We start from the raw sequence: 23784 nt of genomic DNA, 5'->3' as shown, positions 1-23784 counted from the left end.
TTTTTAATTATAAATTAATGTAAATTCAAGATGACTTTTAAATGTTCCTGTACTCATTCCATTGCCGGTTTTAATTAATCTTGCTGCTAAAAGATATTCAGCCATTTTGGTTTGGCTATTAATTATTGCCTCTAATTTAGTTCCATTTTTTACTATCGTTTTATTTTTATTTTCTATTAAATTTAATGCGATATTTTTTGCAGTTCCATTATTGATAAAATAATTTCCATTATTAGGATCAGCAGTACCAGCTATCGTTATCGTTGCTTTTTTTGTACTTACTGGACAATTTTTTAATTTTATTGAAAAATCGATCCAATCTGTGTTCTGATTATTTTGTAACTCTCTAATATTTACTTTCTTAAAGTCAATTAAATAGTTCTTATTCTCAATCTCACAAGGCGATACTGTCACTGTTCCATAAATATTAATATTTACAGTACTCGCCATTGTAAAAGATGAAAAAAATAGAAGTAAAAAAATTATCGCTTTCATATTATTTCTCTTTTATAAATAGATAATATTTGCAGTCACTTTTGCTGATATTGTGCCTGGCGATCCCTTTCCTGATGGACTAAACGCTCGTGTTCGTAATCCCAATTTAATGCTAGTCTGCCCATTTAATGTAAGGAATAGCGATTGTTGATTCCCTAGTTTTATCGTACCCGTCCAATTCTCTAATTGCACTGCGATATTTTCAGCACTTCCTTGATTTTTGTATAAACTACTCGAGTCAGCCACATCAGATATACCTGAAAACGTAAGCTTTATTTGATTAATTGCCGTGGAGCAGTTTTGAAACTCTATATTAAACATATTCCAGCTAGAAGCTGAATTTGCCTTTTCAAAATTAGCTGCTGGTATATTTTTCAAATCAACATTTATATTATCGCCACTCGAAACATTGCATGTAGCGATCCTAATATTGCCAGTAAAATTTAAATTAACACTGTCTGAAGCCCAAGATATAGGGCTTATTATTAGAGCGTTTATTAAAAATAACTGATTAATTATCTTTTCCATTCTTATTTCCTACACGTAGCAGATATCGACAGCTATATTTTAATTAGCTGTAATACTATAATTGGATGAATAAAATATTTATGTTATTTATTTATGACAAACTACGGTAGTCTTATAGAGACCTAAATAATGAGAATCATTTAATAAATTATAATTTGCACTACATTGTTTATCATTATACTTAACAATAAACTCACCTTTTCCACTTAATCCAGATAAATAAACTTCACCATCATTACCTACAATGCTATTCAATTGAGGATTATCTTTAAAAATCACCTGCGCTCCAAAAGGAATTAACTCATCATTTTCTAGTGTTAACGTAATTAATGCACGATATCCGACATTCGCAGAGAATTTTGCTTTTACTAATGCACCACGACTAGGGGAAACGGTCTGACTCGTTAATGCCATTTCTGTATTTTCCGGTAATGCTGTAGTATCAATATCAATTGCATTTTTACGATATGGAGTAATATAAGGCACTAAAGCATAACCATAACTGTTAGTTTCTACCCCAGATTGATTTAAAATTGTCACATTACCTGCATCAGGAATATCAACAATAGCAGCAGTTTCACCAAGTTGTTGACCCAAAACTACCCCCCCTGAATGAGCAACTAAACTACCATTAATGCCATAATATAAATTATAGTTATCCTTACTATATCCACTGCCTCCAGTCACTTCACCGTATTTACCCTTATACGATGCGTTTAAATTACCAGAAGATCCTTGATCTTGATTCGTAAATGCTTGTTGTAGACTCCAATTTAATCGATTATTTAATTGAGATGCGGATAATCCCACACTTCCCGTACTCGAACTCTGACTACTATTATTTGTATTAAAGTTATAATAAAAAGTATCGTCAAAGACACTAAACGGCACACTTACTGAAAGCGCTAATTGATGCTCATTCTCACTTTTAGAATAGTTACTTGATTTATAAGAATAAGTATTTGTATTTTTATTATAGGTATAATTCAAACCATAACTAATCCCTTGCCAACTATTGTTATAACCCAGCGTCGCTGACTGCGTTTTTCTATCGCTATTCCAATAATCTTCTCTTACATACCCTACAGAAAGAGAGCCGTACCGCTCACCCAGATTTTGATTAATCGTAATTTCCGCACGATTACGACGGCGTTCAATTTCTGGCGCATTGGCGCCATTCCGATATTCATCAAAAACCTCCGATAAACTATAATATCCGTCAGTCGAATAGCGATACCCTGCTAACGCAATATTTGTTCCTGTCGTATTTAGGTTTTTGTTATATCTAAAACGATAAGACTGTCCATGTGATGTGTTACCATTATTTAATGTTGAATTTGCCTGTATAACATCAATGGATATTGCACCAAATGCCCCTAAATTTTTTCCCGCACCAATAGAATATGATTGATAGTTATTGCTCAGCTGGCTTCCCCCATAGACTGTTGTTCCATAAGGTAAACCATAAATTAATGTAAATTGGCCAAATTTCTGTTTTTCAATATCGCTGTCATAAGCGCGATACTCACCTCCTGTGATGCTATAAGATAAATAACCTTCACGCTGTAAAACAGGCAAAGAAGCAAATGGTACGATTTGATGCTGTTCACTCCCATTAGATTCTTTTATTGTGACGTATAAATCTCCACTACTCCCTGTGGGATATAAATCATTAATCTCAAAAGGCCCTGCGGCGACTTCTGTTTGATAAATCGTATAACCATTTTGCCTAATCGTTATCTGAGCATTACTACGTGCGATACCGCGCACAACAGGTGCGTATCCACGTAAACTCTCAGGATACATATCATCATCTGTAGAAAGCTGTCCCCCTCTAAAAGGCACACTGTCAAAAACAGATGAAGGTGATACACCATCCCCTAAAATTAATTGGCTTTTAATTCGGTTAATGCTTCGCGATAAATAAGTATAAACAGTATCCCACTTGCTCGATTTTTCATCACTATTAGACCAGGTGGTATAATTTCTCAAACGCCAAGGGCCTATATTTATTCCTGGTCTTAAATTAATGTAATTTGATGTTGTGTCTGACCCATTACTTTTACGATCATAATTTTTTGAACCACTATAACTGTAATTTAATAATAGCGCTGTAATACCATTATCTATATTACTCAGTTCAACAAACCCTCTAGGTTTTTTATTTAATGCTATTTGAGGAATACTTAAATACAAACGTTGAGAGTTAAACTCAAAATTACTTTTTGCATTAGGGATCACTGATAAATTTACACAACTATTTTCTTCTTTATTTAAACCAGAGTAATCTTCAGTTTTAATGCCAAATTTAGTAAGATCATTTACTGATAAACAAGGTATTAAATTACCATTATCTTTCTTTTCAAATTTAATATTTTCAGTAGAAATTAAATCAGTATTAACATAAACATCAACATAATACGTACCCGCTAATTGTTCATTATTTTCAAAGTGAGATAAGTCAATCGTACTTTTATTGGGTAATTCTAAAAAATCAGGATCAAAATAAACATTATCTAAATTAGAACTATTTGCATATAACGAGGCTGTATAGCCTAAATATAAAAATAGGCTAATACATATCTTATTCATTTTCATATTAAAACCTAAGTTTATAGAAGATTATATTTTTATCTCTGATAAATCAGTAATCGCACCATAATCATTAATAACTTCCCAATTGATAGTGCCATGTACCTCTTCACTATTAATATCAAATGATTTTACTGAGTAAGGGGCGACATAAGAAACATCCTCAACAGCCTTATTGTTAAACTTAATCATTTGAAAATTAAAAAAATAAGGGGTTGGGTTTTTTACATTTATTTTATTTCCCACTTTTGACCACTCTAACTTTTTCTGCTCTTCTACAAAGTTGACATTTTTTAGCTCTTTAGGTCTAAAAATTAATTTCATCTGAGTCTTAAATGCAATTTGTAAAGAATTTTCTGTTCTCTCTGTCGCTGGAATTGTTTTTATATTTAACCAAAATAGTGATTCTCTATCACTAGGCAAATTATTTTCAGTTAAAAATATTCTTAATGCATTTGTATTACTACCATTTAATCTGAATAATGGAGGCGTTATAACAAAGTTTGATTGTTTTTTCTCATTAATATCATCAACCCAAGATTGAATTAAATAGGGAATATTATCAGGATTTTCCACACTAATACTGACGTCTTTTTTCCCTTCATCATAAATAACGCGAGTACCACCAATAACAACACCAGCATTTGCTGTATTAAAAAAAACAAACAAACAAATAAAAGAATAGATAATAAACTTCATATCTTCACCATCAATAGAGTAAAAAGGTTCAATTCCCTTTAAACCTTTTTATTTTTTAGATAATATTAATTATAATTAATAGTAAATGTTGCATTACCATTTGCAGGACCTGCAGTTACAGTATCGGATTTTGCGATATAACGAGCACGGAAATCCAAATTATTTACTACACCAGCACCAGTTTTTAATGGATAAACTTTAGAAGCAGTAAATAATGGAACGACCGTATTTGTATCATCTGTAATTTGAATACCCACACCTGAAGCTACACCTGTTTCTTTTTTCAAAGCGATAACACTATCGTCACCAGAATAAGATTCCGCATCAAATTTTACAGCAGCACTACTCACTGTAGCAGGACAATTAATTAATTTAATTGTAAACTTTGTTGCTGCAGCGGTACTACCTGTACTTGGTAATGCTGTTTTAGATACCTTACCTAAATTCACCTTTAATGCATCAGAACCCGCAGCTAATTCACAAGCGTTATCTATAATTTCACCTGTAAAATCAATAGTGCCATCTGCAGCTAATGCATTATTAACTACAAAAATAGAACTACTAGCAATAAACATTGCAAGTAAACTTTTCTTCATTTATTTTTCTCCAATAGGTCATTCTTAATATATTTATTAATATTATTTTAATATATTGATTAATCCACTCATCAACATCAAATAAGCAATTAACTCAATATATGAGTATTATCTAATTGTTTTTTACAATAAACAAGTTTTGGTTATAGCGGTATAATATTCAATATTTTGATTTAAATCAGGATTTAAAACTAGATAAACTCTTTATTAGTTAACTAATGAACTTTATTTTTAATTATTTAAAATTTTCATATCTTGATACAACATTGTTAAATCAAAATAAAAGTTAAACACTATTTTTTATTAATAAAGAATTTTTTATTTTATTTTGTAACTCATATAGTGTGAATTAAAAAAATATTATTTTTGCTTAATAATATATGATATTTTTCATTCAATTTTGATTACTTTAAAACCTTAACGTATTATTTTTGAACAAAATTTGATTTAACTTATCAGTTACAACTTGAACGTCAAAAGAATAAAAAAATATTGTATATAAAATATATGATTCAAATTTTTTACATAAAAAAAGAGCAAGGTTCCCCTTGCTCTGATTTAATATCTGAGTAATTCACTTAAATATATTTATAAAATTAAAACACTACAATTAATTTGATAATCAATTCTTATTAATATTTAATCAGCGACATTCTTATCTGGCATATAAGAGCCAATGTTATAAGCTTCTAATTTGGGTGCCTTACTCGCATTAGAGTCAAAATTTAATATTGTTATTGTACCTGGTGTTGCCGGTAATAAGAATTCAGGTGATAGATTTAAAAATACTTTGCAAGCTGCTCGAATAACACCACTATGCACGACAGCTAATAAATCACTATCCTCTTTATGTACCCACCTTTGTAAGGTGGTACCGATACGATCGCAAAAATCAAACCAATTTTCACCTTTAGGTGGCGTATATGTCCCAGCTCGCCAATTTTTATATTTATCAGCCTGATGCCTTATGAGTTCTGGTTTTCGTTGCCCTGTCCATTCTCCCATATTTAATTCACGCAATAACGGTTCTTTTACAGCTTCTGGATGACCAACAATTTCGGCTGTTTGAACTGTTCGGCCTAAATCTGACGTAATAATCCGAGCGGGTGATAATAATTTAATACTCTCTTTTATCGCTATTGCTTGATTAATACCTTTTGGCGATAAACACGAGTTAGCATGTCCTTGTAAGCGCGATTCCATATTCCATAAGGTTTCACCATGTCTTAATAAAATTAGTCTCATTATTATTCCTTAATTTAATGGGTTATAAGCCATATCCAAGAATTTGGAACCAAGTAAATATCGCGATAGAAATTACTGATGCTCCAATAAAACACGTAATTAACCCGTATTTCATTTGCTCTAATACACTAAAATAACCTGTTGAAAAATAGATGGTATTTACTTTTGAGTGAGGTGGTAAAGTAATGGTATAAGTCAGTGTAAATGATGCTGCTAATGCTAATGTAACGGGATCCATACCTAATGTTTTAGCAAGTGCAATAATAGCTGGAATTAAAATGGTTGTTTTCACCGTCTTACTGGTAAAAATCAAATGGCTGTACATACAGATAAAGACAACCACAATATAGACCATGGTAGTACTCATATTTTCGAGCCCAAGTCCATAAACCATTTTACCGATTAACCATTGTGCTCCTTGCGTTGACTCTAAAGTATTACCTGCCGCATAAGCCCCTGCTGCAAATATCATTAGATCCCATTTGATATTGGCTTCATTCCAAGTTAATAAACCTATACGGGGCATTAAACAAAGAATAGCGGCAATAACAGCCGTCATATAGACACTAATTTTAAACCCTACGACATCCTGATGATAACTTTCTGTTGCCCATAAAAAGACTGTCATCAAGAAGATATACATAGCTTTTTTCTCATTAAGTGTTAAAAAGCCAAGTTCTGAACGCTCTTTTTTTAATTTTTTCAAAGAACCTTCAAAATCAACTTCGCCTTTAAAAGAGAAAAGCTTTAATCCGACAAAGAATGAAAGAGTCATCCCTATTAAAGCTAATGGGAAGGATGCAATTAACCAATCAATATAACCAATAGATCCTCCCGCTTGTGAATTGATAAATCCAACCGCAATAATATTAGCAGCAGTTCCTGTCATGACACCCGATGTCGCTAAAGCATCAGCCTGAACTCCCTGTAACATCATTAATTTTCCATAATTACTTTTCCCTGGAATAGCCTTATGCACTTCAAGCAAAATCATACAAATAGGCACCATTAACGTTGCCCTTGCCGTTGTTGAAGGAACAAAAAACACAATACAAAAATTTATTAATACAAGAACAAAGAGCGCTTTTTTAGGTGTTTGACCAAAGTTGGTGATCATCCATAACGCAAAGCGTCTAGCAATATTTGATTTGATCATGGCTGAGGTTAAAACAAATGCGGAGACCATTAACCAAATAACGTCATAACCTAATGTACCAAAAACGACTTTTTCTTTTGTTACCGTGCCAGTCATTGGCAGTAACACAATCACTAGCATTGATGTTAAATAAATGGGTAAAGAGCCACAGACCCATAGAATTAATGCAGCACAGAAAATAGCAATCGCTTTTTGTCCTTCAATACTTAATCCATCAGGCGTTGGCATAAAAAACAAAGCCAGTAATGCCAATAAAGCTAAAGGTATTCCTATTGTTTTTAATGTGATTTTCTTACCATTTTTTTTTGGTGATGATGGCGCTGGTTTAGCGATATCATCTCGCTTCGCAGTCTTTTCCATAACCGATTCCTCTTAATATGTAGGGTGGGAAGTTCAGTATAGAAATATTGAGGTATAAAGATAATTGTATTATTATATTATAACTATAAAAATAATTTATGGTCTTGCTATGAATTTAAGCCAACTTGATGCCTTCCTCTTACTCGCAGACGGTTTTAATGTTACCGAAACCGCAGAGCGCCTATTTTGCACTCAGCCCAGTGTGAGTATTAAAATTCGAAAATTAGAAGAAGAGTTACAAACAACATTGTTTGAAAGGATCAACAACCGGCTTTATTTAACGCCGCAAGGTAAGGTGTATCAACAATACGCAACCCAGATTATTAATCTAGTTAAATCCTCTGCCGAGCATATGCGACAATTTGATGATCCCTCTAAAGGTGAAATTAAGTTTGGTGCTAGCCATTTTGTTGGTGTTTACCTATTACCACAAATTATGGCGCAATTTAGAAAACAGTATCCAGACGTCAAACTCAGCATGGATATTTCAAGTTCAACACAACTTATCCATAAACTTGATACTCAAGAATTAGAGTTTTTAATCATGTCAGATCATATCTATTTAGATCCGACTGAATATCATCTTGATACCTTTCTTATCGATCCTCTCGTACTTATTTGCTCTCCAAAACATTGGTTAGCTCAAAAGAAACATTGTAGATTTTCTGATATTGCATCCGAAGTTTTTCTGATCAAACCAGAGCACTCTGCCACTCGTGATTTTTTATTAGATAGGATCAAAGAAAATAATAAAGAGATTAAAAATGTAATGGAAATAAATAGTTTAGAAGGGATCAAGCAAGGTGTTATTCATGGATTAGGAATTTCCGTTTTATCTCGCTTATCTATTTTGCAAGAATTAGAATCAGGCCTTTTATGTGAGATTCCTTTTGATGATATTCAATTTAGTCGGGGCATTCGTTATTTTCATCATAAAGAAAAATATATCTCTCCTGCCACTAAGAATTTTTTATCTGTCTTACAATCTCAAGCCAAAATTTTAACTAAAGATATCAATAAGTAAATTGATTATCTAATCTCTTATTTACTCTATTTTAGGGATATTCGCGTATCAATATTTTTGTTAAATCGTTATGATACACCCTCTATTTTCCTCCTTTCTGTAACATCATTTAAAAGGATTTTATGCGCAAAACACTTTCATCTTATCACCCTATTCTTTATATGTTGAGAGTGGCTCAGCGACGTTTATTTCGTTCGCTGAGCTGGCGGTTTTCTGGACGAAAATACAGCAAAAATGTTCAACAAGAACAACGGCTTCCTTTCCGTTATATCAAACACACATCTAAATTAATTAGCCGTCGTGGCGATACTGATCTTCAATTACAATACAATAAGATAAAAAATCTTAAACTAGTTGAAAAAGCGCTTGATGGTGTCATCATCCGCCCTGGTGAATATTTCTCTTTTTGTTATTTAGTTGGAAAACCGAGTTATAAACGAGGTTTTATTGATGGTATGCAACTTTCTTACGGTGAAGCCAAAAAAGGTGTTGGTGGAGGAATTTGTCAGGCAAGTAATTTAATTCATTGGTTAGCACTACATTCTGAATTAAAAGTAATTGAAAAAGCTAATCACAGTTTTGATCCCTTCCCTGATGAAGGAAGAGTTCTTCCTTTCGGATCCGGTGCGGCTATCTTCTATAATTATGTGGATTTAGTTTTATATAATCCAACACCTTATGATTATCAAATTAGATTACATGTCGCTGAACATCAGTTAGAAGGTGAACTCCTTTGTGATGAAGTGAGGAAATACCGTTACCATCTCTACGAAAAATCCTCTGCTTTTATCAAAAAAGGAGAGCACGTATATCGCTGCAATGAAATCTGGCGAGACATTTATACTAAAAATAATGTGGGTGCTTTCCCTAAGTTACTGACGTCTGAATTACTTTATAAAAATAGTGTTGTCGTAAAATATAATATTCCAGATGAACAATTAAATTAATCAAGTCATTATTTTTAATACTCTAATTATGAATAACATCCTTCTAAAAATTAAGGTTACATTAAATTAGAAGTCACTTTTATTTTAAAGTCATTGAGTTATCAAATAGAAATCCTATCTATTTATTAGAGTCAAAGAATGATAATTATTACTTCTATTAAATAGGTAATATAATGATGTTAAAAATTGATTATCCACAAAGATTAGAAGTTGGTGATATCGTATTTACCTGTATTGGTACCTTTTTATTTCGTCAAATTTCCTCCGCTTCTTTATGCTGGAGTAATCATGTTGGCATTATCATAGACCATAATGGGGAAGATTATTTAGTGGCAGAAAGCCGTATTCCACTCTCAACAACAACGTCATTAACACGTTTTATTAATCGCTCATCAGATAAGTGCTATGCAATACGCCGTTTAACGACACAATTATCTGATGAACAAAAAAATACACTTATCGCACAAGTTCCCAAAAAGTTAAATAAGCTTTATCACACGGGTTTTAAATACGACTCTCCCCGCCAGTTTTGCTCTAAATTTATTTTCGACATTTATAAATCAGCACTTTCTATTCGTATCGGAGAAATCGAAACCTTCCAAAAATTATTAAGTAAAAATCCTAATGCTAAATTACAATTTTGGAAACTATGGTTTATTGGACTAATACCATGGGAGAGAACCACTGTCACACCAGCAAGTTTATGGCAACATCCTGCTCTCTCTTTAGTTTATCAACGCCATGAAAATATTAATTAATATAGTTTATTAGCATTATAAAAACAGAGAAACTAATCGCCTTTTCGATACTGTTTATTCATAAAAATCAAAACAAAAAGCCCCTCTCTTTGTAATAGAGAGCGTTTTGGTGTAAAACTAAAAAATAATATTTTTTAAATATGACTTAATTACTATTCATTCATTGTTCGTCATTTAGGGATCATTATGAAATACCAAGATGTCACGAAATCACCCTGCGAGAATGCTTATTTTTTAGTTTTTAATCTCACCCTTTTACCTGAAAGCCGCAGGATTCTGATCGATTTTTGTAATAATTTTTCTGGTCTTATACGTAGTATGAGAACGCGCTTTCCTGAATTAGAAACCAGTTGTGTAATAGGATTTGGTGCAAATGCATGGACAGCATTATTCCCTAATCAATCCAAGCCAAAAGAGCTGAATACGTTTAAAGAAATCAAAGGTGAGACTTATACCGCTGTTTCTACACCTGGTGATCTCTTTTTCCATATTCGAGCTCTCAAAGTTTCTGCTTGTTACGAATTAGCGTCTATCATCAGCCAAAAGCTAAAGAATATTGTTACACCTGTCGATGAAGTGCATGGATTTAGATATTTTGATGGGCGTTCTATAATTGGTTTTGTCGATGGAACTGAAAACCCTGAATATGAAGATGAGCGTGTTTCTTATGCTGTAATTGGTGATGAAGATCCTGAATTCAGCGGTGGCAGTTACGCTTTTGTACAAAAATATATTCACGATATGGAAGAATGGGAAAAGCAACCCCTCATCGAACAAGAAAAAGTCATTGGTAGACATAAATTCAATGATGTGGAATTAACCGATGAAGAAAAAGAGCCAGGTTCTCATAATGTTGTCACCAATATTCAAGATGAAAACGGCGAAGATTTAAAAATTGTCAGAGCCAATATGCCTTTTTCTAACCCATCAAAAAATGAATATGGTACTTATTTTATTGGCTATGCTCGCTATTTTTCGACAACCAATCGTATGCTAGAAAATATGTTTACAGGCACACCTGAAGGTCATACGGATAAATTACTTAAATTCAGTACCCCTGTAACAGGCACATTATTCTTTGTTCCATCAGCCGAATTTTTAGATGATTTAACCTAACATAAGAAATAAATCAAAATTCTCTTAATTTATAAAGAATTAGCCAGATATTTTACTCACTAAACATAAAAAGCCATCTATGATGGCTTTATTTCAGGCACAATTACAAACCAAATACATTAACATAAAATTCTTTGCCGTCATCAGTACTTTCAATGGTATAGGTAATTGGGATCGAATTTTTACCACCTTTGCCCTCAAAAGAAAGTTCAGCTGCACATGAGTAAGTATCTCTTTTTTCATCATGCTCACGAGTACGTACGCTTTCTACTTTGATCTTAACTTGATCAATCAACGCAGCCATTTTTTGATCACGTAATTCATCTTTTGTAATATCAATCACTAAATTTTTAGCTTCAGTGCTATTACAGTTAGGTGTTGCATCACTACATCCTACTAACGGAAATGCTAATACACCTAATAAAGCTAATTTTACAATTCGAGTTTTCATACTGATTATTTCTTCCTTGCTCACAAGATAAAATAAATTTTTCAGTATTTTACCTAATAATTATATCGCAACAATATAGAGTAATAATAGTTAGAATAAGATAACGATAGACATTAATATTTTGGCGTTAAGATACTTATTAAGTCAAACCTATAAACTTTAATACCAATATGAATGAGCTTCTATTGCTTGTTGATTAATCACACCAATAATGTCAGCGCGAATATTCCATGTTCTCTTGCGTTCTTTATTACCTACTGCATGAATATAATAGTGACTACTTTATTGAGTACTAATTTGTCCTGTTTCCTAAATAATCATCAACAAACCGGTAAATCACGCTGCTATCATTATTCGTTGTTGTATTAAATATAATTGTGTATTTGCTGATAAAGCCCACCTTAATGTATAAATAGTTTTACGTGATGGTGATAATAGACGAGGAGGTATTCCTTTGATAGTTATATCCCATTTTTGCAATACGCTGTAGAAGGTAATGTTCGCTTCAGCGCCAATTAATACGCTGTTTCCTTTATCATCAAAATTACCTATCCTAGTGAATAAAACTATTTGGCTTTTGGCTTAAAAAGATATTTATATCATTAAAACAACGGACTGTACCTTGTGATATGATCGAACCATGCTTGTGAAATAAAACGACATTCCGTGCAATAACAAATTTTCACAAATAACTCAAAATTCAATACCTTAAGACAGACAACAACATGACTGACATTCGACACTTAGACTCCCACACACCAATGATGCAGCAGTATCTGAAGATAAAAGCAGAGCATCCTGAAATCTTACTGTTCTATCGTATGGGTGACTTTTATGAACTGTTTTTTGATGATGCTAAAAAAGCCTCTCGTTTATTAGATATTTCATTAACAAAGCGAGGTCAGTCCGCAGGCCAACCTATCCCTATGGCGGGAGTCCCTCATCATGCCGTTGAAAATTATCTCGCTAAATTAGTGCAATTGGGGGAATCCGTCGCTATTTGTGAACAAATTGGCGATCCCGCAACAAGCAAAGGCCCCGTTGAGCGCAAGGTTATTCGTATTGTAACACCAGGTACCGTTACTGATGAGGCCTTACTTGAAGAGCGTCAAGACAATCTGTTAGCTGCTATTTGGCAAGATAAAAATGGTGCATTTGGTTATGCAACGTTAGACATCACTTCAGGGCGTTTTCGTGTCACTGAAATGCCAGATAGTGAAAGCATGATCGCCGAGCTACAACGTACCCACCCAGCAGAATTACTCTACCCAGAAACCTTTGAATCAATGGCATTGATTGAGCGTCAACAAGGACTGCGTCGCCGTCCTATTTGGGAATTTGAACTTGAAACAGCAAAACAACAGCTTAATCTACAATTTGGTACTCGTGATTTAACGGGGTTTGGTGTTGAAAATGCACATCTCGCACTCTGCGCCGCGGGATGTTTATTGCAATATGTAAAAGATACACAACGGACGTCTTTACCTCATATTCGTAGTATTACCATGGAACGTCCTCAAGATTCGATTATTTTAGATGCGGCTACTCGTCGCAATCTTGAATTAACACAAAATCTTGCAGGTGGGACTGATAACACACTGGCATCTGTACTTGACCTTTGTGTTACCCCTATGGGAAGCCGTATGCTAAAACGTTGGATACACACGCCATTACGCCAACGTGAACAACTGATTAAACGTCAGGATGCCATTAGTGCATTACAGCCTTTCTATTTTGAGTTACAGCCTTTTTTACGCCAAATCGGCGATTTAGAACGTGTATTAGCACGTTTAGCATTACGTTCTGCACGCCCTCGTGATCTCTCTCGTATGCGCCATGCTTTTCAGCAATATCACGATATTCATCAAGTGCTTGAACAAGCTGATATGCCTTACATTAAAGAATTACAAAAGCGTATTAGCCAGTTTGATGAATTATGTGAATTACTTGAAAATGCCATTGTGGAAACGCCCCCGGTATTAGTCCGTGACGGAGGTGTTATTGCCTCTGGTTATAATGCCGAATTAGATGAATGGCGAGCATTAGCCGATGGTGCAAGTGATTATCTTGATAAACTTGAAATTCGTGAACGTGAAAAATGGGGCATTGATACATTAAAAGTGGGTTTTAATGGTGTACATGGCTATTACATTCAAGTCAGTCGCGGGCAAAGCAATTTAGTGCCAATGCACTATGTTCGTCGTCAAACATTGAAGAATGCTGAACGCTATATCATCCCTGAGTTAAAAGAGTACGAAGATAAAGTCCTAACCTCAAAAGGTAAGGCGTTGGCAATTGAAAAAATGCTCTATGAAGAGATTTTTGAAAAATTATTGCCACACCTTACAGCATTACAAATCAGCGCAGAAGCTTTAGCAGAAACAGACGTCCTCTCTAACCTTGCAGAGCGCGCTGAATCATTAAATTACATTCGCCCTGAATTAACGGAGAAAGCCGGTATCCAAATTACAGGGGGACGCCACCCTGTTGTTGAACAAGTTCTTAGTGAACCTTTTATTTCTAACCCATTACAATTGGCGCCTCAGCGCCGTTTACTGATCATTACAGGGCCGAATATGGGCGGAAAAAGTACTTATATGCGCCAAGCTGCATTAATTACTTTACTTGCCTACATAGGTAGCTTTGTTCCTGCAGAAAAAGCATTAATTGGTCCAATTGATCGGATCTTTACCCGTGTAGGGGCTTCTGATGATCTTGCTTCTGGTCGCTCTACCTTTATGGTGGAAATGACCGAAACAGCTAACATTTTGCACAACGCGACTGAAAATAGCTTGGTGTTAATGGATGAAATTGGTCGGGGTACATCAACTTATGACGGATTATCCTTAGCCTGGGCTTGTGCTGAGAATTTAGCAAATCGTATAAAAGCAATGACACTCTTCGCGACACACTATTTTGAATTAACCACATTACCTGAAAAATTAGAAGGTACAGCAAATATTCACTTAGATGCGGTCGAACATGGTGACACTATTGCCTTTATGCACAGCGTTCAAGAAGGTGCCGCAAGTAAAAGTTATGGCTTAGCTGTAGCTGCATTAGCAGGTGTCCCCAAAGAAGTTATTCGCCGAGCTAAACAAAAGTTAAAAGAGCTTGAAATGCTATCAGGTCACTCTGGATCAGGTCACGTTGAAACATCACAACTGATGCTATTAACAGAAGCTGAACCATCAGCGATTGAATTAGCTTTGGATAAAATCGATCCTGATACTCTAACGCCACGACAAGCGTTAGAACAACTTTATCGATTAAAAGAGATGTCAAAATAAACCATCATAAATACTAAATACCGACAGCAAAAAAGCTCTGTTTGAATTCACAGAGCTTTTTTATGGCTTACTTTCTAATTTTTCAAATGAAGATAATCAAAGATAAATACAACATTAATTAATTGAAGCATGGCTATATTTCAGTCGCTCACCCAATAACAATAAAGTGTCTTCATCACCATAATTGTCAAATAAGCGAACAAATGATGATAAAGCAGGATTAAATATCATATCGTCAGTAATTTTCTCATAAATTGTATAGCCATTTGTTTTTAATGAAAAAACTAGTGTGACCTTATCATCGTTATAACCTTTATTTAGAATTAAACTGTCATTACTTACCATTAAATCATTTATATATTTATAACCACTTTCATAAAAAGTGTTTAAATTGCCATCAGATTGACGTCGAACAACAGAATAGAGATCTCGATAAGCATGTTGAGTAATAAGATAAATATCACCATTAGCATTTTGGGCAACTTCTTTAACACGCAAAGGAAGCCAGCGTGTTTTTGTCACTTCTTTATTCACTAAATTTAGTGTGATTTCTAAGGTATTTGTTGTGTAATGGTGGTTATAAAAAATAATGAGGGAATCATCTGATAAAGCGTAATGAAATTGTGTAAACTCACCGAAATCTTCAGCGTAATATTGCTTCACCAGATCTTCTGTATTAACTGAATATTCCCAACTCTCCCCTTCATCTAAACTTGTCGTTATCGTTTTATTGTCAACTAACACTAATTGCGATGTAGACTCTGAATATAATAATTTTCCCCCAATAATCGCTAAAGGAAAACGATAATAACCATTGTTAGCCTCTTGCCAAGGAATTAAGTCTGCTACTGTAAACTCTGTTAAATCTATAGTTTGCCGTCCCTGCTCTGTAAATAAAACACATTTATCGGCAACACAATATGCGTTATAAAAGCTACCTTGACCTTGTGATACAAAGCGCAAGCCTTCTTTATCAGAAAAATACAGCGTATATTTTCTCTGGTTATCTTGGCGGTGAAGTCTGCCATAAATATCTACATCATATCGGCCACGATCAGATTCAGTTTTAATTAATATTCCGCTAGAAGCATAAAAAGTATTACGCCAATCATAGTGAGAATAAGGGTATGAAGATAACTCAGAAGAGCTTTCATTTTTCCATTGCCATTTAGAGGCGAATCCATGAAAAAGCACGCCATAAAAAAGCAGTAAGCTTAAAATAAATAAACTTGTGATAATGATAAAAGGCTTACGGAAAAAAGGATTCATTGGCGCAACTCCGTAATATACAGGGGTTGTTTGCTTTCAACACATTGCTGCTGAAGTAAAAAATAGGTTTGATAACTGCTATTACCTTTTTCTGATAACAAAATATAAAGATTTGAAAATAAGGCAGTTAAAAAAGCAATGCCACTCATGATTAAGCCATAGATAATTCCCATACCTAAAAAGCTATCACCAATAGAATACCAATCCCATTTATCCCAATAATTGCCGTTATCATAAACATCAGAAATAGAGAAACTTGCGACCATTGAGAAAATAAAAACACTGACTAATGCGACTATTAACAGTGATAAACGATATGTACGCTGGTGACCAATATATATTTGTCCTGATATTGTATAAGCACCATTATCTGTATGATTATAAACCCCCAAAACAACAGGCCCTGAGTGCTTATCTTCAGCTTGCCAAAAGAACAGTTCAACATCATCACCATCAGCAAGAAACAGATTATGATCAGAATAAAATAAGCGCTCTCTATAACTTAATACGAAAGGATGATTATCAATCAGGCAGGATACTTGCATTATCACCGTCTCGCCGTTGCGGTGATGCATTTTAATTCTATTACTACTATGAATTTGTATTATTCCTCGAACTCGTTGTACTTTACTTTGCTTTATTTGAGGAAACGATTTTTTAATCACAGGCAATGAAGGTAATGGTGCTGATTTTATTCCAGTAATAATGAGGCGCTCGCCATCTGGCGCTATCAAGGCTTGCTTGGCGATAACTTTATCTAACGCCTTTATTCTCTTTCTATGTTTGGGTCTGGTGCGCTGAAAATAGCGATAAGCTTTTTCTCCGATATAACTGATCCCCGCCATCACTGCACCACATGCAATAACCATAGAAACAACGATAAAGAAATTCACTTCAAGATAGAGGATCGAAAAATAGCTCCAATAACCGCCAACAAGCGTCAGAATAAATGCAAGCAATAACCATTTTTGTTGTTTTGCTGTTAGCGTGAATGTTCTTTCAGGCTCAAGCCTTCCTTTAGTATCATGATAAATCCATTGCACCCAAAAACTGCCATCCTTCAATAATTCAGCACAGATTTTAAGCTCATCACCTTGTTTTAATCGTTTAAGAAAATCTTGAGAATTAGAAAAATCCTCTTCATTAAGATAGAAGTTTTTACCTGATGCTATTAATCTCACCATTCCATTCGGGGAGATTTTACTTTGGTTAAAATCGCAACGTTCTAATTTAACGTTTAAAAAATAATCTTTCATATCTTCCTTTATTACTGTCATCAGGCTAATAAGGTGCAAGACTGCGTTCTTGTTTTATCGTTTTAAGTCGCATAATACAAGATAAAGAAAAGCCGATTAGTAAATCCACTAATCGGCTTTGGTAATAACAATTTGTCAATTAAAGCTATAAACAGAGCAAGGATGGCTAATTATGCTTTGAAAAGCGCTTCAATACATAACCCCTGACTTTGCAGAATGTCTTTTAGCCGACGTAATCCTTCCACTTGGATTTGACGAACTCTTTCTCTTGTCAGACCAATCTCTCTACCAACATCTTCTAAAGTTTCAGCTTCGTAGCCTAATAACCCAAAACGACGTGCTAATACTTCACGTTGCTTAGGATTCAATTCAAATAACCACTTTATGATATTTTCCTTGAGGTTATTATTTTGAATTGTCGCCTCAGGCCCTTCTTCATTTTCATCAGAGATGATATCAAGTAAGGCCTTATCTGAATCGCCCCCAATTGGGGTATCGACAGAAGTAATACGTTCGTTTAAACGTAACATCTTACTCACATCTTCAACTGGTTTATCAAGTGTTTGTGCAATTTCCTCAACACTAGGCTCATGATCAAGCTTATGTGCTAATTATCTCGCAGTTCTTAAATAAACATTCAGCTCTTTAACGATATGAATAGGAAGGCGAATGGTACGAGTTTGATTCATAATGGCACGTTCTATCGTTTGACGTATCCACCATGTCGCATAAGTTGAAAAGCGGAAACCTTTTTCAGGATCGAATTTTTCAACCGCGCGAATTAGTCCTAAATTCCCTTCTTCAATCAAATCAAGCAGGGCAAGACCTCGGTTTGTATAACGACGAGATATCTTAACAACTAAACGTAGATTACTTTCTATCATTCGTTGTCTTGAAGGAATATCACCACGCAACGCTCTACGGGCAAAAAAAACTTCTTCCTCAGCGGTCAGCAACGGAGAATAACCAATTTCTCCTAAATAAAGCTGAGTGGCATCGAGCGCACGCTGGTTGACTCCTTCAATAAGTTCAATTTCGTCTTGAGCATCAGACTCATTTTCTGCCTCTTTTGCAGCAACTTCATCGAACTCTTCCATGTTCTCTTCAATTTCATCTGTATATAACTCGTCTACTCTTAGCGTACTTTGGCTCATCAGCTGCTCCTACCCTTGATAATTTAGGTAAACGACGTTTGATTAGTGTCTGTTTACCAGTTTATCGCTGTGTCACGACACAACGGGTTACTGATTTTCCCTTGTAACGAATTACAAAATAAAAGATAACATAATCTATTTTACTGTTAATTTTATCATTCTTTATTCAATATATAACTTAGCTATTGAGTACAGGTTATTAACAGTTTTTTTATTATATTTTACGTATATTTATCTATGCGTAAAATTACTCTATTTAATGTGCTAGCTGTAACTATTTGTATCTCAAAAAACAAATAAAAATCCAGAATAATAAAATAACACCAAATAATTTATATTATTAACTATTATTAAAAAGATAATCTAATAAAGAAAATACCCTTACAAACAAGGGGTTATTTTATAGTTCATCCTTTAGTAACAGCGAATCTTTATTCATTTTTTATATAACAATTTTTAGCATACGCATTCATTGGTTGAGAATCAACCGTCTAATTAAACGTTATCTATAATTTTATATAGAACTCTCATTTTTACTTATCTTTAATTAAGCAGTTTTACTTAGTTAAAATGTATTTTGTTTCAATATTTTAATTAATTACGGATAACAAAAAGCCCTCTTCTTTTGTAAAGAAGAGGGCTTAATTTTAGGATTATTCACTATACGTGTTAAAAATCACTTACTTATTTTTTAGGTAAATAGCTCATTGGATTGAGTGATTTTTCTTTATAACGGATTTCAAAGTGTAGCCGGACAGAGCTTGTTCCTGAACTCCCCATAGTGGCAATCTGCTGACCTGCATTCACATTTTGTTGCTCACGTACCAAAATGGTGTCGTTATGCGCATATGCACTGAGATATTCATCATTATGTTTAATGATAACAAGATTACCATAACCACGTAATGCGCTACCTGCATAAACTACTTTACCCGCTGCAGTTGCAACAATTGGAGAACCTTTAGTACCAGCAATATCGATACCTTTATTTCCCCCTGGCGCACTTGAATAGCTTTCGATGATCTTACCTTGTGCTGGCCAAATCCACTTACCTGAAACGGCTGTCGGTGTTGCCGTTGTAGTACTTGTATTAGTTGTTGGTGGTGGAGTCGTCGTCTTCGGCGGTGTTGTCGTTGCTGGCTTAGTGATCAATGGCCCCATTGAGGTGTTATTAGTCGGCTTCGTTTGTGTTGTTTGCACACCAGCACTACTTGGTTGATCGATAACGGATTTATTTATATTTGTATTGGTTCCCGTATTGACTTGACGGTTACCTATATTCAGCACTTGCCCCACATTTAAACTATAAGGTTCAGGAATGTTATTCATTGAAGCCAGCTCTTTTACATCGCTATCTGTTATCCAAGCGATATAGAACATGGTATCACCTCGTTTTACTGTGTAGGTATTACCGCTGTAATTCCCTTTAGGAATACTGTCATAATTGCGGTTATATACAATACGGCCAGAACCATCTGTACCCACGTTTTGAGATGCAACTGATGTTTGTGCACGAGGCTGATTTTGAGGCTGATATGTGCCACTATTCGATGCAGTACTATTCACCTTAATGGAAGGAGGAGGTGACGATTGTAAAGGAGTTGTTCTTTCAATCGGTGTTGCATTGCTACTAGTCATCACAGGCGCGGTCGAAGCCGTATTATTTGAAGAGCTATCATTTACAGAGGTAATGGGTGCAGGACGATAAGGTGTATCTGCACAGCCTGTTAATGCAAATCCAATTACCGAACACATGATTGCCCAGCGGACATGCTTAATTGGGCTTTCTGAATTCATACTTCCTTCTCCCTTTAAAAAGGCATTAGCGTCTAGCAATTTGTCGAGTTAAACAAAAAGACTGCAATTTTTTGAAAATGTTTCATATATTAGTGCAGATTACGACAAGCTATTAAAAAGCTGTAATAAAAAGCGGTCAGATTTATCTGGAAGTTATGCTAACTCACCCGAAATTAAAGGAACAAATCTAACCGCTTCTATAGATTGATAGTGAAAATCATTACCTAAACGTCGGATAAACTTCAATATTTGTTGCTGTTCGCCTACAGGTATTATCATCCTGCCACCATCGGCTAATTGCATCAATAATTGTTGTGGTACTTCTGTTGCACATGCTGTCACTATTATGGCATTAAACGGGGCTTTTGATGACCATCCTTCCCATCCATCACCATGGCGTGTAGAAATATTATGTAAATCAAGATGCTTAAAACGCCGCTTAGCTTGCCATTGCAATATTTTTATACGCTCAACAGAGCTAACATGATGAACTAAATTTGCTAAAATGGCAGTTTGATACCCTGATCCTGTTCCAATTTCTAAAACAGAATCCGTACTTTGTAATTCTAGTAGTGTTGTCATTTTAGCAACAATATAAGGCTGTGAAATAGTTTGACCATTACCAATAGGCAAAGCCGTATTCTCATAAGCCTTATGAGAGAGCGCTTCATCAATGAAGAGCTCTCTGGGTACTTTACTCATTGCTTCCAGCAAGCTTTCATCCTTGATGCCATGCTGTTTTAACATTGTCAGTAAGTCTTTCATTGACCGACTTAACATGTTTTTTTGACCTCTGCTTTATTTAACCAATTTTGTAGTAAATCAAGTGCTTTGTATGCTGTTAAATCGACATGTAAGGGTGTAATCGACACATAACCTTCGTCAACAGCGGCAAAATCTGTATCAGGGCCTACATCGTTTTTTTCGCCTGGAGGCCCAATCCAATAAAGGTTATTTCCTCTAGGATCAGTGTGGGTATAAACGTGCTGTGAAGCATGACGACTCCCACAACGTGTGATACGGAAACCTTTGATTTCATCCAGTGGAATATCTGGCACATTAATATTGAGAATATTTCCCGCTCTTAAAGGTACTTGTTGTAACATTGTCAGTACTTCACAAGTCACTTGAGCCGCTGTCTCAAAGTGTATTTCACCATCTAATGAGACAGCTATTGCTGGTAAGCCTAAAAAGCGCCCTTCTGTTGCGGCTGCCACTGTACCAGAGTAAATAACATCATCACCTAAATTAGGGCCATGGTTAATACCAGAAACAACAATATCAGGACGAGGACGCACTAAATTGTTTACACCAAGATAAACACAATCTGTTGGTGTTCCTTCAACAATAGCGATATCACCATTTTCCAGCTCTTGCTTACGTAATGGTCGGTCAATAGTTAAAGAGTTAGAAGCAGCACTACGATTACGATCAGGTGCAACAATTTGTACATCATAACGCTGGCGTAATGCTTTAGCGAGGGTCTGTATCCCTTTCGACATCACACCATCGTCATTACTCACCAATATTTTCAGCATCATCCTTCCCTAATAAAATTAATTCACGTACAACGCTAGTTGCAAAGCTTCCTGCGGGTAAAAAAAATGACAGAGAAACAGTAGTGTCGTCTACCCAATGCCATGACAGATTTTCTGGTAACACATTGATAGCACGTCTTGTATTGTCAACTCGCTCTTGTCGAGCCAATGACCATAATGTTTCATATTCTGCCAAATTTTCAGTTTCAAAATCCAATGCTTTTGCTTGCGTCCCTAAATCACCCTTACCCGGTAAAGGCGCAGTAATATGAACATCGTGCTCTTCATAACGAGTTTGTGTTTGCGTAATTTCAGTTTCATCCACAACAAACCAACTGCCTCGTCCATGAAGTTGCATTGCATCACCAATCATCACTTTTGAATATAAATCACATTCCAATCTTTTACTGACAAGATGATTGAACATGGCACTGCGTGCTGCTGAAAGATAAAAACTGCGTTTACCACGCTCTTTAACACGAATTTCATCCATTGCCCAACGCATCGCTTGGCGTAAATTTTCACCATTACGGCCAAATCGTTGTGCACCAAAATAGTTAGGAATACCTTTAGTTTTAATTTGTGCTAATCGAGTATCGACAAAGGTACGGTCTGAAATGTTTCGCAACACCAATGTAAAGTGATTACCTTTTAGTGTTCCTATACGTAATTTACGTTGTTGACGAGTCGTTTCTAAAATTTCGCAACCGTCTAAAGCGAATTGACTAAAATCGGGCATCTCTTTGCCTGGCATACGCAGACAAAACCACTGTTCAGTAACAGCATTCTTATCTTTTAGCCCAGCATAGCTTGCCTCTCGAGGGTGAATACCCACAAATTTTGCCAGCTTTTCAGCAACAACAACGGTGTTGCACCCTGTTTTTCTCACTTTCACCATGACATGCTCGCCTTCACCATCAAGAGTGAAACCAAGATCTTCACAGACAATAAAATCTTCAGGAATTGATTTCAATAAACCTGTTGCTTGTGGTTTTCCATGTAACCAATGGAGTTCTGGTAATTCACTCATTCAGGTAATGACTCTTTTTTTAATAAAACAACAGCTTCACAGGCAATACCTTCTTTTCTACCCACAAATCCAAGTTTTTCGGTTGTTGTCGCTTTCACATTGATATCATCAACATGACAATGAAGATCTTCTGCAATATTGACACGCATTTGTGGTGTATGAGGTAACATTTTTGGTGTTTGAGCAATAATTGTGACATCCAAATTACCAATTCGGTAACCTTTTGCTCTTACACGTGAAAAAGCGTCACGAAGTAGTACCCGACTATCTGCCCCTTTATATGCCAGATCAGTATCAGGGAACAATGTGCCAATGTCTCCCATTGCCATAGCGCCTAAAATAGCATCAGTTACTGCATGTAATACGACATCGCCATCAGAGTGGGCTAACAATCCTTGCTCATAAGGAACTCTGACGCCGCCAATAATAATAGGACCTTCACCACCGAATTTATGTACGTCATAACCGTGTCCAATTCTCATT

At 35.1% G+C, this 23784-nt stretch carries 20 protein-coding genes and 1 pseudogene; 5 read left to right on the top strand and 16 right to left on the bottom strand.

The genetic code is table 11. The features are described 5' to 3' along the window. Positions 1 to 3: 3 nt before the first annotated feature. From GWI97_RS08030 to GWI97_RS08000, 7 genes are all read right to left on the bottom strand, one after another. A complete protein-coding gene (locus GWI97_RS08030) occupies positions 4 to 495 on the bottom strand; it encodes a fimbrial protein (protein WP_036934762.1) in 492 nt (163 codons plus the stop codon). A gap of 12 nt (positions 496 to 507) precedes the next feature. Next, the gene (locus GWI97_RS08025; protein WP_036934764.1) at positions 508 to 1023 is read right to left on the bottom strand and encodes a fimbrial protein; all 516 of its coding nucleotides are present in this window, start codon (positions 1021 to 1023) and stop codon (positions 508 to 510) included. 87 nt (positions 1024 to 1110) lie between these two features. Next, positions 1111 to 3621 (bottom strand): fimbria/pilus outer membrane usher protein, encoded by a 2511-nt coding sequence (locus GWI97_RS08020; protein WP_036934766.1) that lies wholly within the window; start codon positions 3619 to 3621, stop codon positions 1111 to 1113. Positions 3622 to 3645: 24 nt separating this feature from the next. Next, the gene (locus tag GWI97_RS08015) at positions 3646 to 4314 is read right to left on the bottom strand and encodes a fimbrial biogenesis chaperone (RefSeq protein WP_036934768.1); all 669 of its coding nucleotides are present in this window, start codon (positions 4312 to 4314) and stop codon (positions 3646 to 3648) included. A 65-nt stretch (positions 4315 to 4379) separates the two neighbouring features. Next, a complete protein-coding gene (locus GWI97_RS08010; RefSeq protein ID WP_036934770.1) occupies positions 4380 to 4910 on the bottom strand; it encodes a fimbrial protein in 531 nt (176 codons plus the stop codon). A gap of 639 nt (positions 4911 to 5549) precedes the next feature. Continuing rightward, positions 5550 to 6155, bottom strand: a complete 606-nt coding sequence (locus tag GWI97_RS08005; protein WP_036934771.1) for a histidine phosphatase family protein — start codon at positions 6153 to 6155, stop codon at positions 5550 to 5552. A 22-nt stretch (positions 6156 to 6177) separates the two neighbouring features. Continuing rightward, the gene (locus tag GWI97_RS08000) at positions 6178 to 7671 is read right to left on the bottom strand and encodes an SLC13 family permease (RefSeq protein ID WP_161751898.1); all 1494 of its coding nucleotides are present in this window, start codon (positions 7669 to 7671) and stop codon (positions 6178 to 6180) included. Positions 7672 to 7780: 109 nt separating this feature from the next. On the opposite strand from GWI97_RS08000, the gene GWI97_RS07995 reads away from it, so the two are divergent. The 4 genes from GWI97_RS07995 (at position 7781) to GWI97_RS07980 (ending at position 11516) form a co-directional block, all read left to right on the top strand. Continuing rightward, positions 7781 to 8695, top strand: a complete 915-nt coding sequence (locus GWI97_RS07995) for a LysR family transcriptional regulator (RefSeq protein WP_036934772.1) — start codon at positions 7781 to 7783, stop codon at positions 8693 to 8695. A gap of 122 nt (positions 8696 to 8817) precedes the next feature. Then, positions 8818 to 9642: a VanW family protein gene (locus tag GWI97_RS07990; RefSeq protein WP_036934773.1), complete on the top strand. Its 825-nt coding sequence runs from the start codon at positions 8818 to 8820 to the stop codon at positions 9640 to 9642. A gap of 176 nt (positions 9643 to 9818) precedes the next feature. Beyond that, on the top strand, positions 9819 to 10400 hold the full coding sequence (locus GWI97_RS07985) for a YebB family permuted papain-like enzyme (RefSeq protein ID WP_036938862.1): 582 nt from the start codon (positions 9819 to 9821) through the stop codon (positions 10398 to 10400). Between the two features lie 186 nt (positions 10401 to 10586). Further along, the gene (locus GWI97_RS07980; RefSeq protein WP_036934774.1) at positions 10587 to 11516 is read left to right on the top strand and encodes a Dyp-type peroxidase; all 930 of its coding nucleotides are present in this window, start codon (positions 10587 to 10589) and stop codon (positions 11514 to 11516) included. Positions 11517 to 11619: 103 nt separating this feature from the next. Here GWI97_RS07980 and GWI97_RS07975 read toward each other — a convergent pair whose 3' ends face one another. After that, positions 11620 to 11967 carry a hypothetical protein gene (locus GWI97_RS07975; protein ID WP_036934775.1) on the bottom strand — a complete coding sequence of 116 codons (348 nt, stop codon included), beginning with the start codon at positions 11965 to 11967 and terminating at the stop codon, positions 11620 to 11622. 725 nt (positions 11968 to 12692) lie between these two features. Here GWI97_RS07975 and mutS point away from each other — a divergent pair. Next, a complete protein-coding gene (mutS, locus tag GWI97_RS07970) occupies positions 12693 to 15257 on the top strand; it encodes a DNA mismatch repair protein MutS (RefSeq protein WP_036934776.1) in 2565 nt (854 codons plus the stop codon). 114 nt (positions 15258 to 15371) lie between these two features. Here mutS and GWI97_RS07965 read toward each other — a convergent pair whose 3' ends face one another. The 8 genes and pseudogenes from GWI97_RS07965 to ispF all read right to left on the bottom strand — a co-directional run bounded on the left by GWI97_RS07965 (position 15372) and on the right by ispF (position 23783). Beyond that, on the bottom strand, positions 15372 to 16526 hold the full coding sequence (locus GWI97_RS07965) for a hypothetical protein (RefSeq protein ID WP_036934778.1): 1155 nt from the start codon (positions 16524 to 16526) through the stop codon (positions 15372 to 15374). Beyond that, a complete protein-coding gene (locus GWI97_RS07960) occupies positions 16523 to 17782 on the bottom strand; it encodes a hypothetical protein (RefSeq protein ID WP_036934779.1) in 1260 nt (419 codons plus the stop codon). Before GWI97_RS07960 ends, GWI97_RS07965 begins: the two co-directional genes overlap by 4 nt. 170 nt (positions 17783 to 17952) lie before the next feature. Continuing rightward, positions 17953 to 18936, bottom strand: a pseudogene (gene rpoS / locus GWI97_RS07955) (RNA polymerase sigma factor RpoS). Positions 18937 to 19620: 684 nt separating this feature from the next. Continuing rightward, positions 19621 to 20733 carry a murein hydrolase activator NlpD gene (gene nlpD / locus GWI97_RS07950; protein ID WP_036934782.1) on the bottom strand — a complete coding sequence of 371 codons (1113 nt, stop codon included), beginning with the start codon at positions 20731 to 20733 and terminating at the stop codon, positions 19621 to 19623. A gap of 153 nt (positions 20734 to 20886) precedes the next feature. After that, positions 20887 to 21513 carry a protein-L-isoaspartate(D-aspartate) O-methyltransferase gene (locus GWI97_RS07945; protein ID WP_036934784.1) on the bottom strand — a complete coding sequence of 209 codons (627 nt, stop codon included), beginning with the start codon at positions 21511 to 21513 and terminating at the stop codon, positions 20887 to 20889. Next, positions 21507 to 22271 (bottom strand): 5'/3'-nucleotidase SurE, encoded by a 765-nt coding sequence (gene surE, locus GWI97_RS07940; RefSeq protein WP_036934786.1) that lies wholly within the window; start codon positions 22269 to 22271, stop codon positions 21507 to 21509. Before surE ends, GWI97_RS07945 begins: the two co-directional genes overlap by 7 nt. Beyond that, complete coding sequence (gene truD / locus GWI97_RS07935) at positions 22249 to 23301, bottom strand: tRNA pseudouridine(13) synthase TruD (RefSeq protein WP_036934788.1); 1053 nt, start codon at positions 23299 to 23301, stop codon at positions 22249 to 22251. The genes surE and truD overlap by 23 nt, the downstream gene beginning before the upstream one ends. Further along, positions 23298 to 23783 carry a 2-C-methyl-D-erythritol 2,4-cyclodiphosphate synthase gene (ispF, locus tag GWI97_RS07930; RefSeq protein WP_036934789.1) on the bottom strand — a complete coding sequence of 162 codons (486 nt, stop codon included), beginning with the start codon at positions 23781 to 23783 and terminating at the stop codon, positions 23298 to 23300. The genes truD and ispF overlap by 4 nt, the downstream gene beginning before the upstream one ends. Position 23784 lies beyond the last annotated feature (1 nt).

The sequence above is a fragment of the Proteus sp. G2300 genome (assembly GCF_009915965.1).
In the GTDB taxonomy this organism is placed as follows: domain Bacteria; phylum Pseudomonadota; class Gammaproteobacteria; order Enterobacterales; family Enterobacteriaceae; genus Proteus; species Proteus vulgaris.
The sequence above is the reverse complement of the archived record's forward strand: the minus strand, read 5'-3'. Positions and strand labels throughout refer to the sequence as shown.

Coding starts and splice junctions, on each gene's coding strand:
- GWI97_RS08015 (WP_036934768.1), bottom strand. CDS start 4,314: ATGAAGTTTATTATCTATTCTTTTATTTGTTTGTTTGTTTTTTTTAAT.
- GWI97_RS07980 (WP_036934774.1), top strand. CDS start 10,587: ATGAAATACCAAGATGTCACGAAATCACCCTGCGAGAATGCTTATTTT.
- GWI97_RS07985 (WP_036938862.1), top strand. CDS start 9,819: ATGTTAAAAATTGATTATCCACAAAGATTAGAAGTTGGTGATATCGTA.
- GWI97_RS08000 (WP_161751898.1), bottom strand. CDS start 7,671: ATGGAAAAGACTGCGAAGCGAGATGATATCGCTAAACCAGCGCCATCA.
- GWI97_RS08030 (WP_036934762.1), bottom strand. CDS start 495: ATGAAAGCGATAATTTTTTTACTTCTATTTTTTTCATCTTTTACAATG.
- truD (WP_036934788.1), bottom strand. CDS start 23,301: ATGAGTGAATTACCAGAACTCCATTGGTTACATGGAAAACCACAAGCA.
- GWI97_RS07990 (WP_036934773.1), top strand. CDS start 8,818: ATGCGCAAAACACTTTCATCTTATCACCCTATTCTTTATATGTTGAGA.
- GWI97_RS08010 (WP_036934770.1), bottom strand. CDS start 4,910: ATGAAGAAAAGTTTACTTGCAATGTTTATTGCTAGTAGTTCTATTTTT.
- GWI97_RS07975 (WP_036934775.1), bottom strand. CDS start 11,967: ATGAAAACTCGAATTGTAAAATTAGCTTTATTAGGTGTATTAGCATTT.
- GWI97_RS08020 (WP_036934766.1), bottom strand. CDS start 3,621: ATGAAAATGAATAAGATATGTATTAGCCTATTTTTATATTTAGGCTAT.
- GWI97_RS07945 (WP_036934784.1), bottom strand. CDS start 21,513: ATGTTAAGTCGGTCAATGAAAGACTTACTGACAATGTTAAAACAGCAT.
- GWI97_RS07965 (WP_036934778.1), bottom strand. CDS start 16,526: ATGAATCCTTTTTTCCGTAAGCCTTTTATCATTATCACAAGTTTATTT.
- GWI97_RS08025 (WP_036934764.1), bottom strand. CDS start 1,023: ATGGAAAAGATAATTAATCAGTTATTTTTAATAAACGCTCTAATAATA.
- mutS (WP_036934776.1), top strand. CDS start 12,693: ATGACTGACATTCGACACTTAGACTCCCACACACCAATGATGCAGCAG.
- GWI97_RS08005 (WP_036934771.1), bottom strand. CDS start 6,155: ATGAGACTAATTTTATTAAGACATGGTGAAACCTTATGGAATATGGAA.
- surE (WP_036934786.1), bottom strand. CDS start 22,271: ATGCTGAAAATATTGGTGAGTAATGACGATGGTGTGATGTCGAAAGGG.
- GWI97_RS07960 (WP_036934779.1), bottom strand. CDS start 17,782: ATGAAAGATTATTTTTTAAACGTTAAATTAGAACGTTGCGATTTTAAC.
- ispF (WP_036934789.1), bottom strand. CDS start 23,783: ATGAGAATTGGACACGGTTATGACGTACATAAATTCGGTGGTGAAGGT.
- nlpD (WP_036934782.1), bottom strand. CDS start 20,733: ATGAATTCAGAAAGCCCAATTAAGCATGTCCGCTGGGCAATCATGTGT.
- GWI97_RS07995 (WP_036934772.1), top strand. CDS start 7,781: ATGAATTTAAGCCAACTTGATGCCTTCCTCTTACTCGCAGACGGTTTT.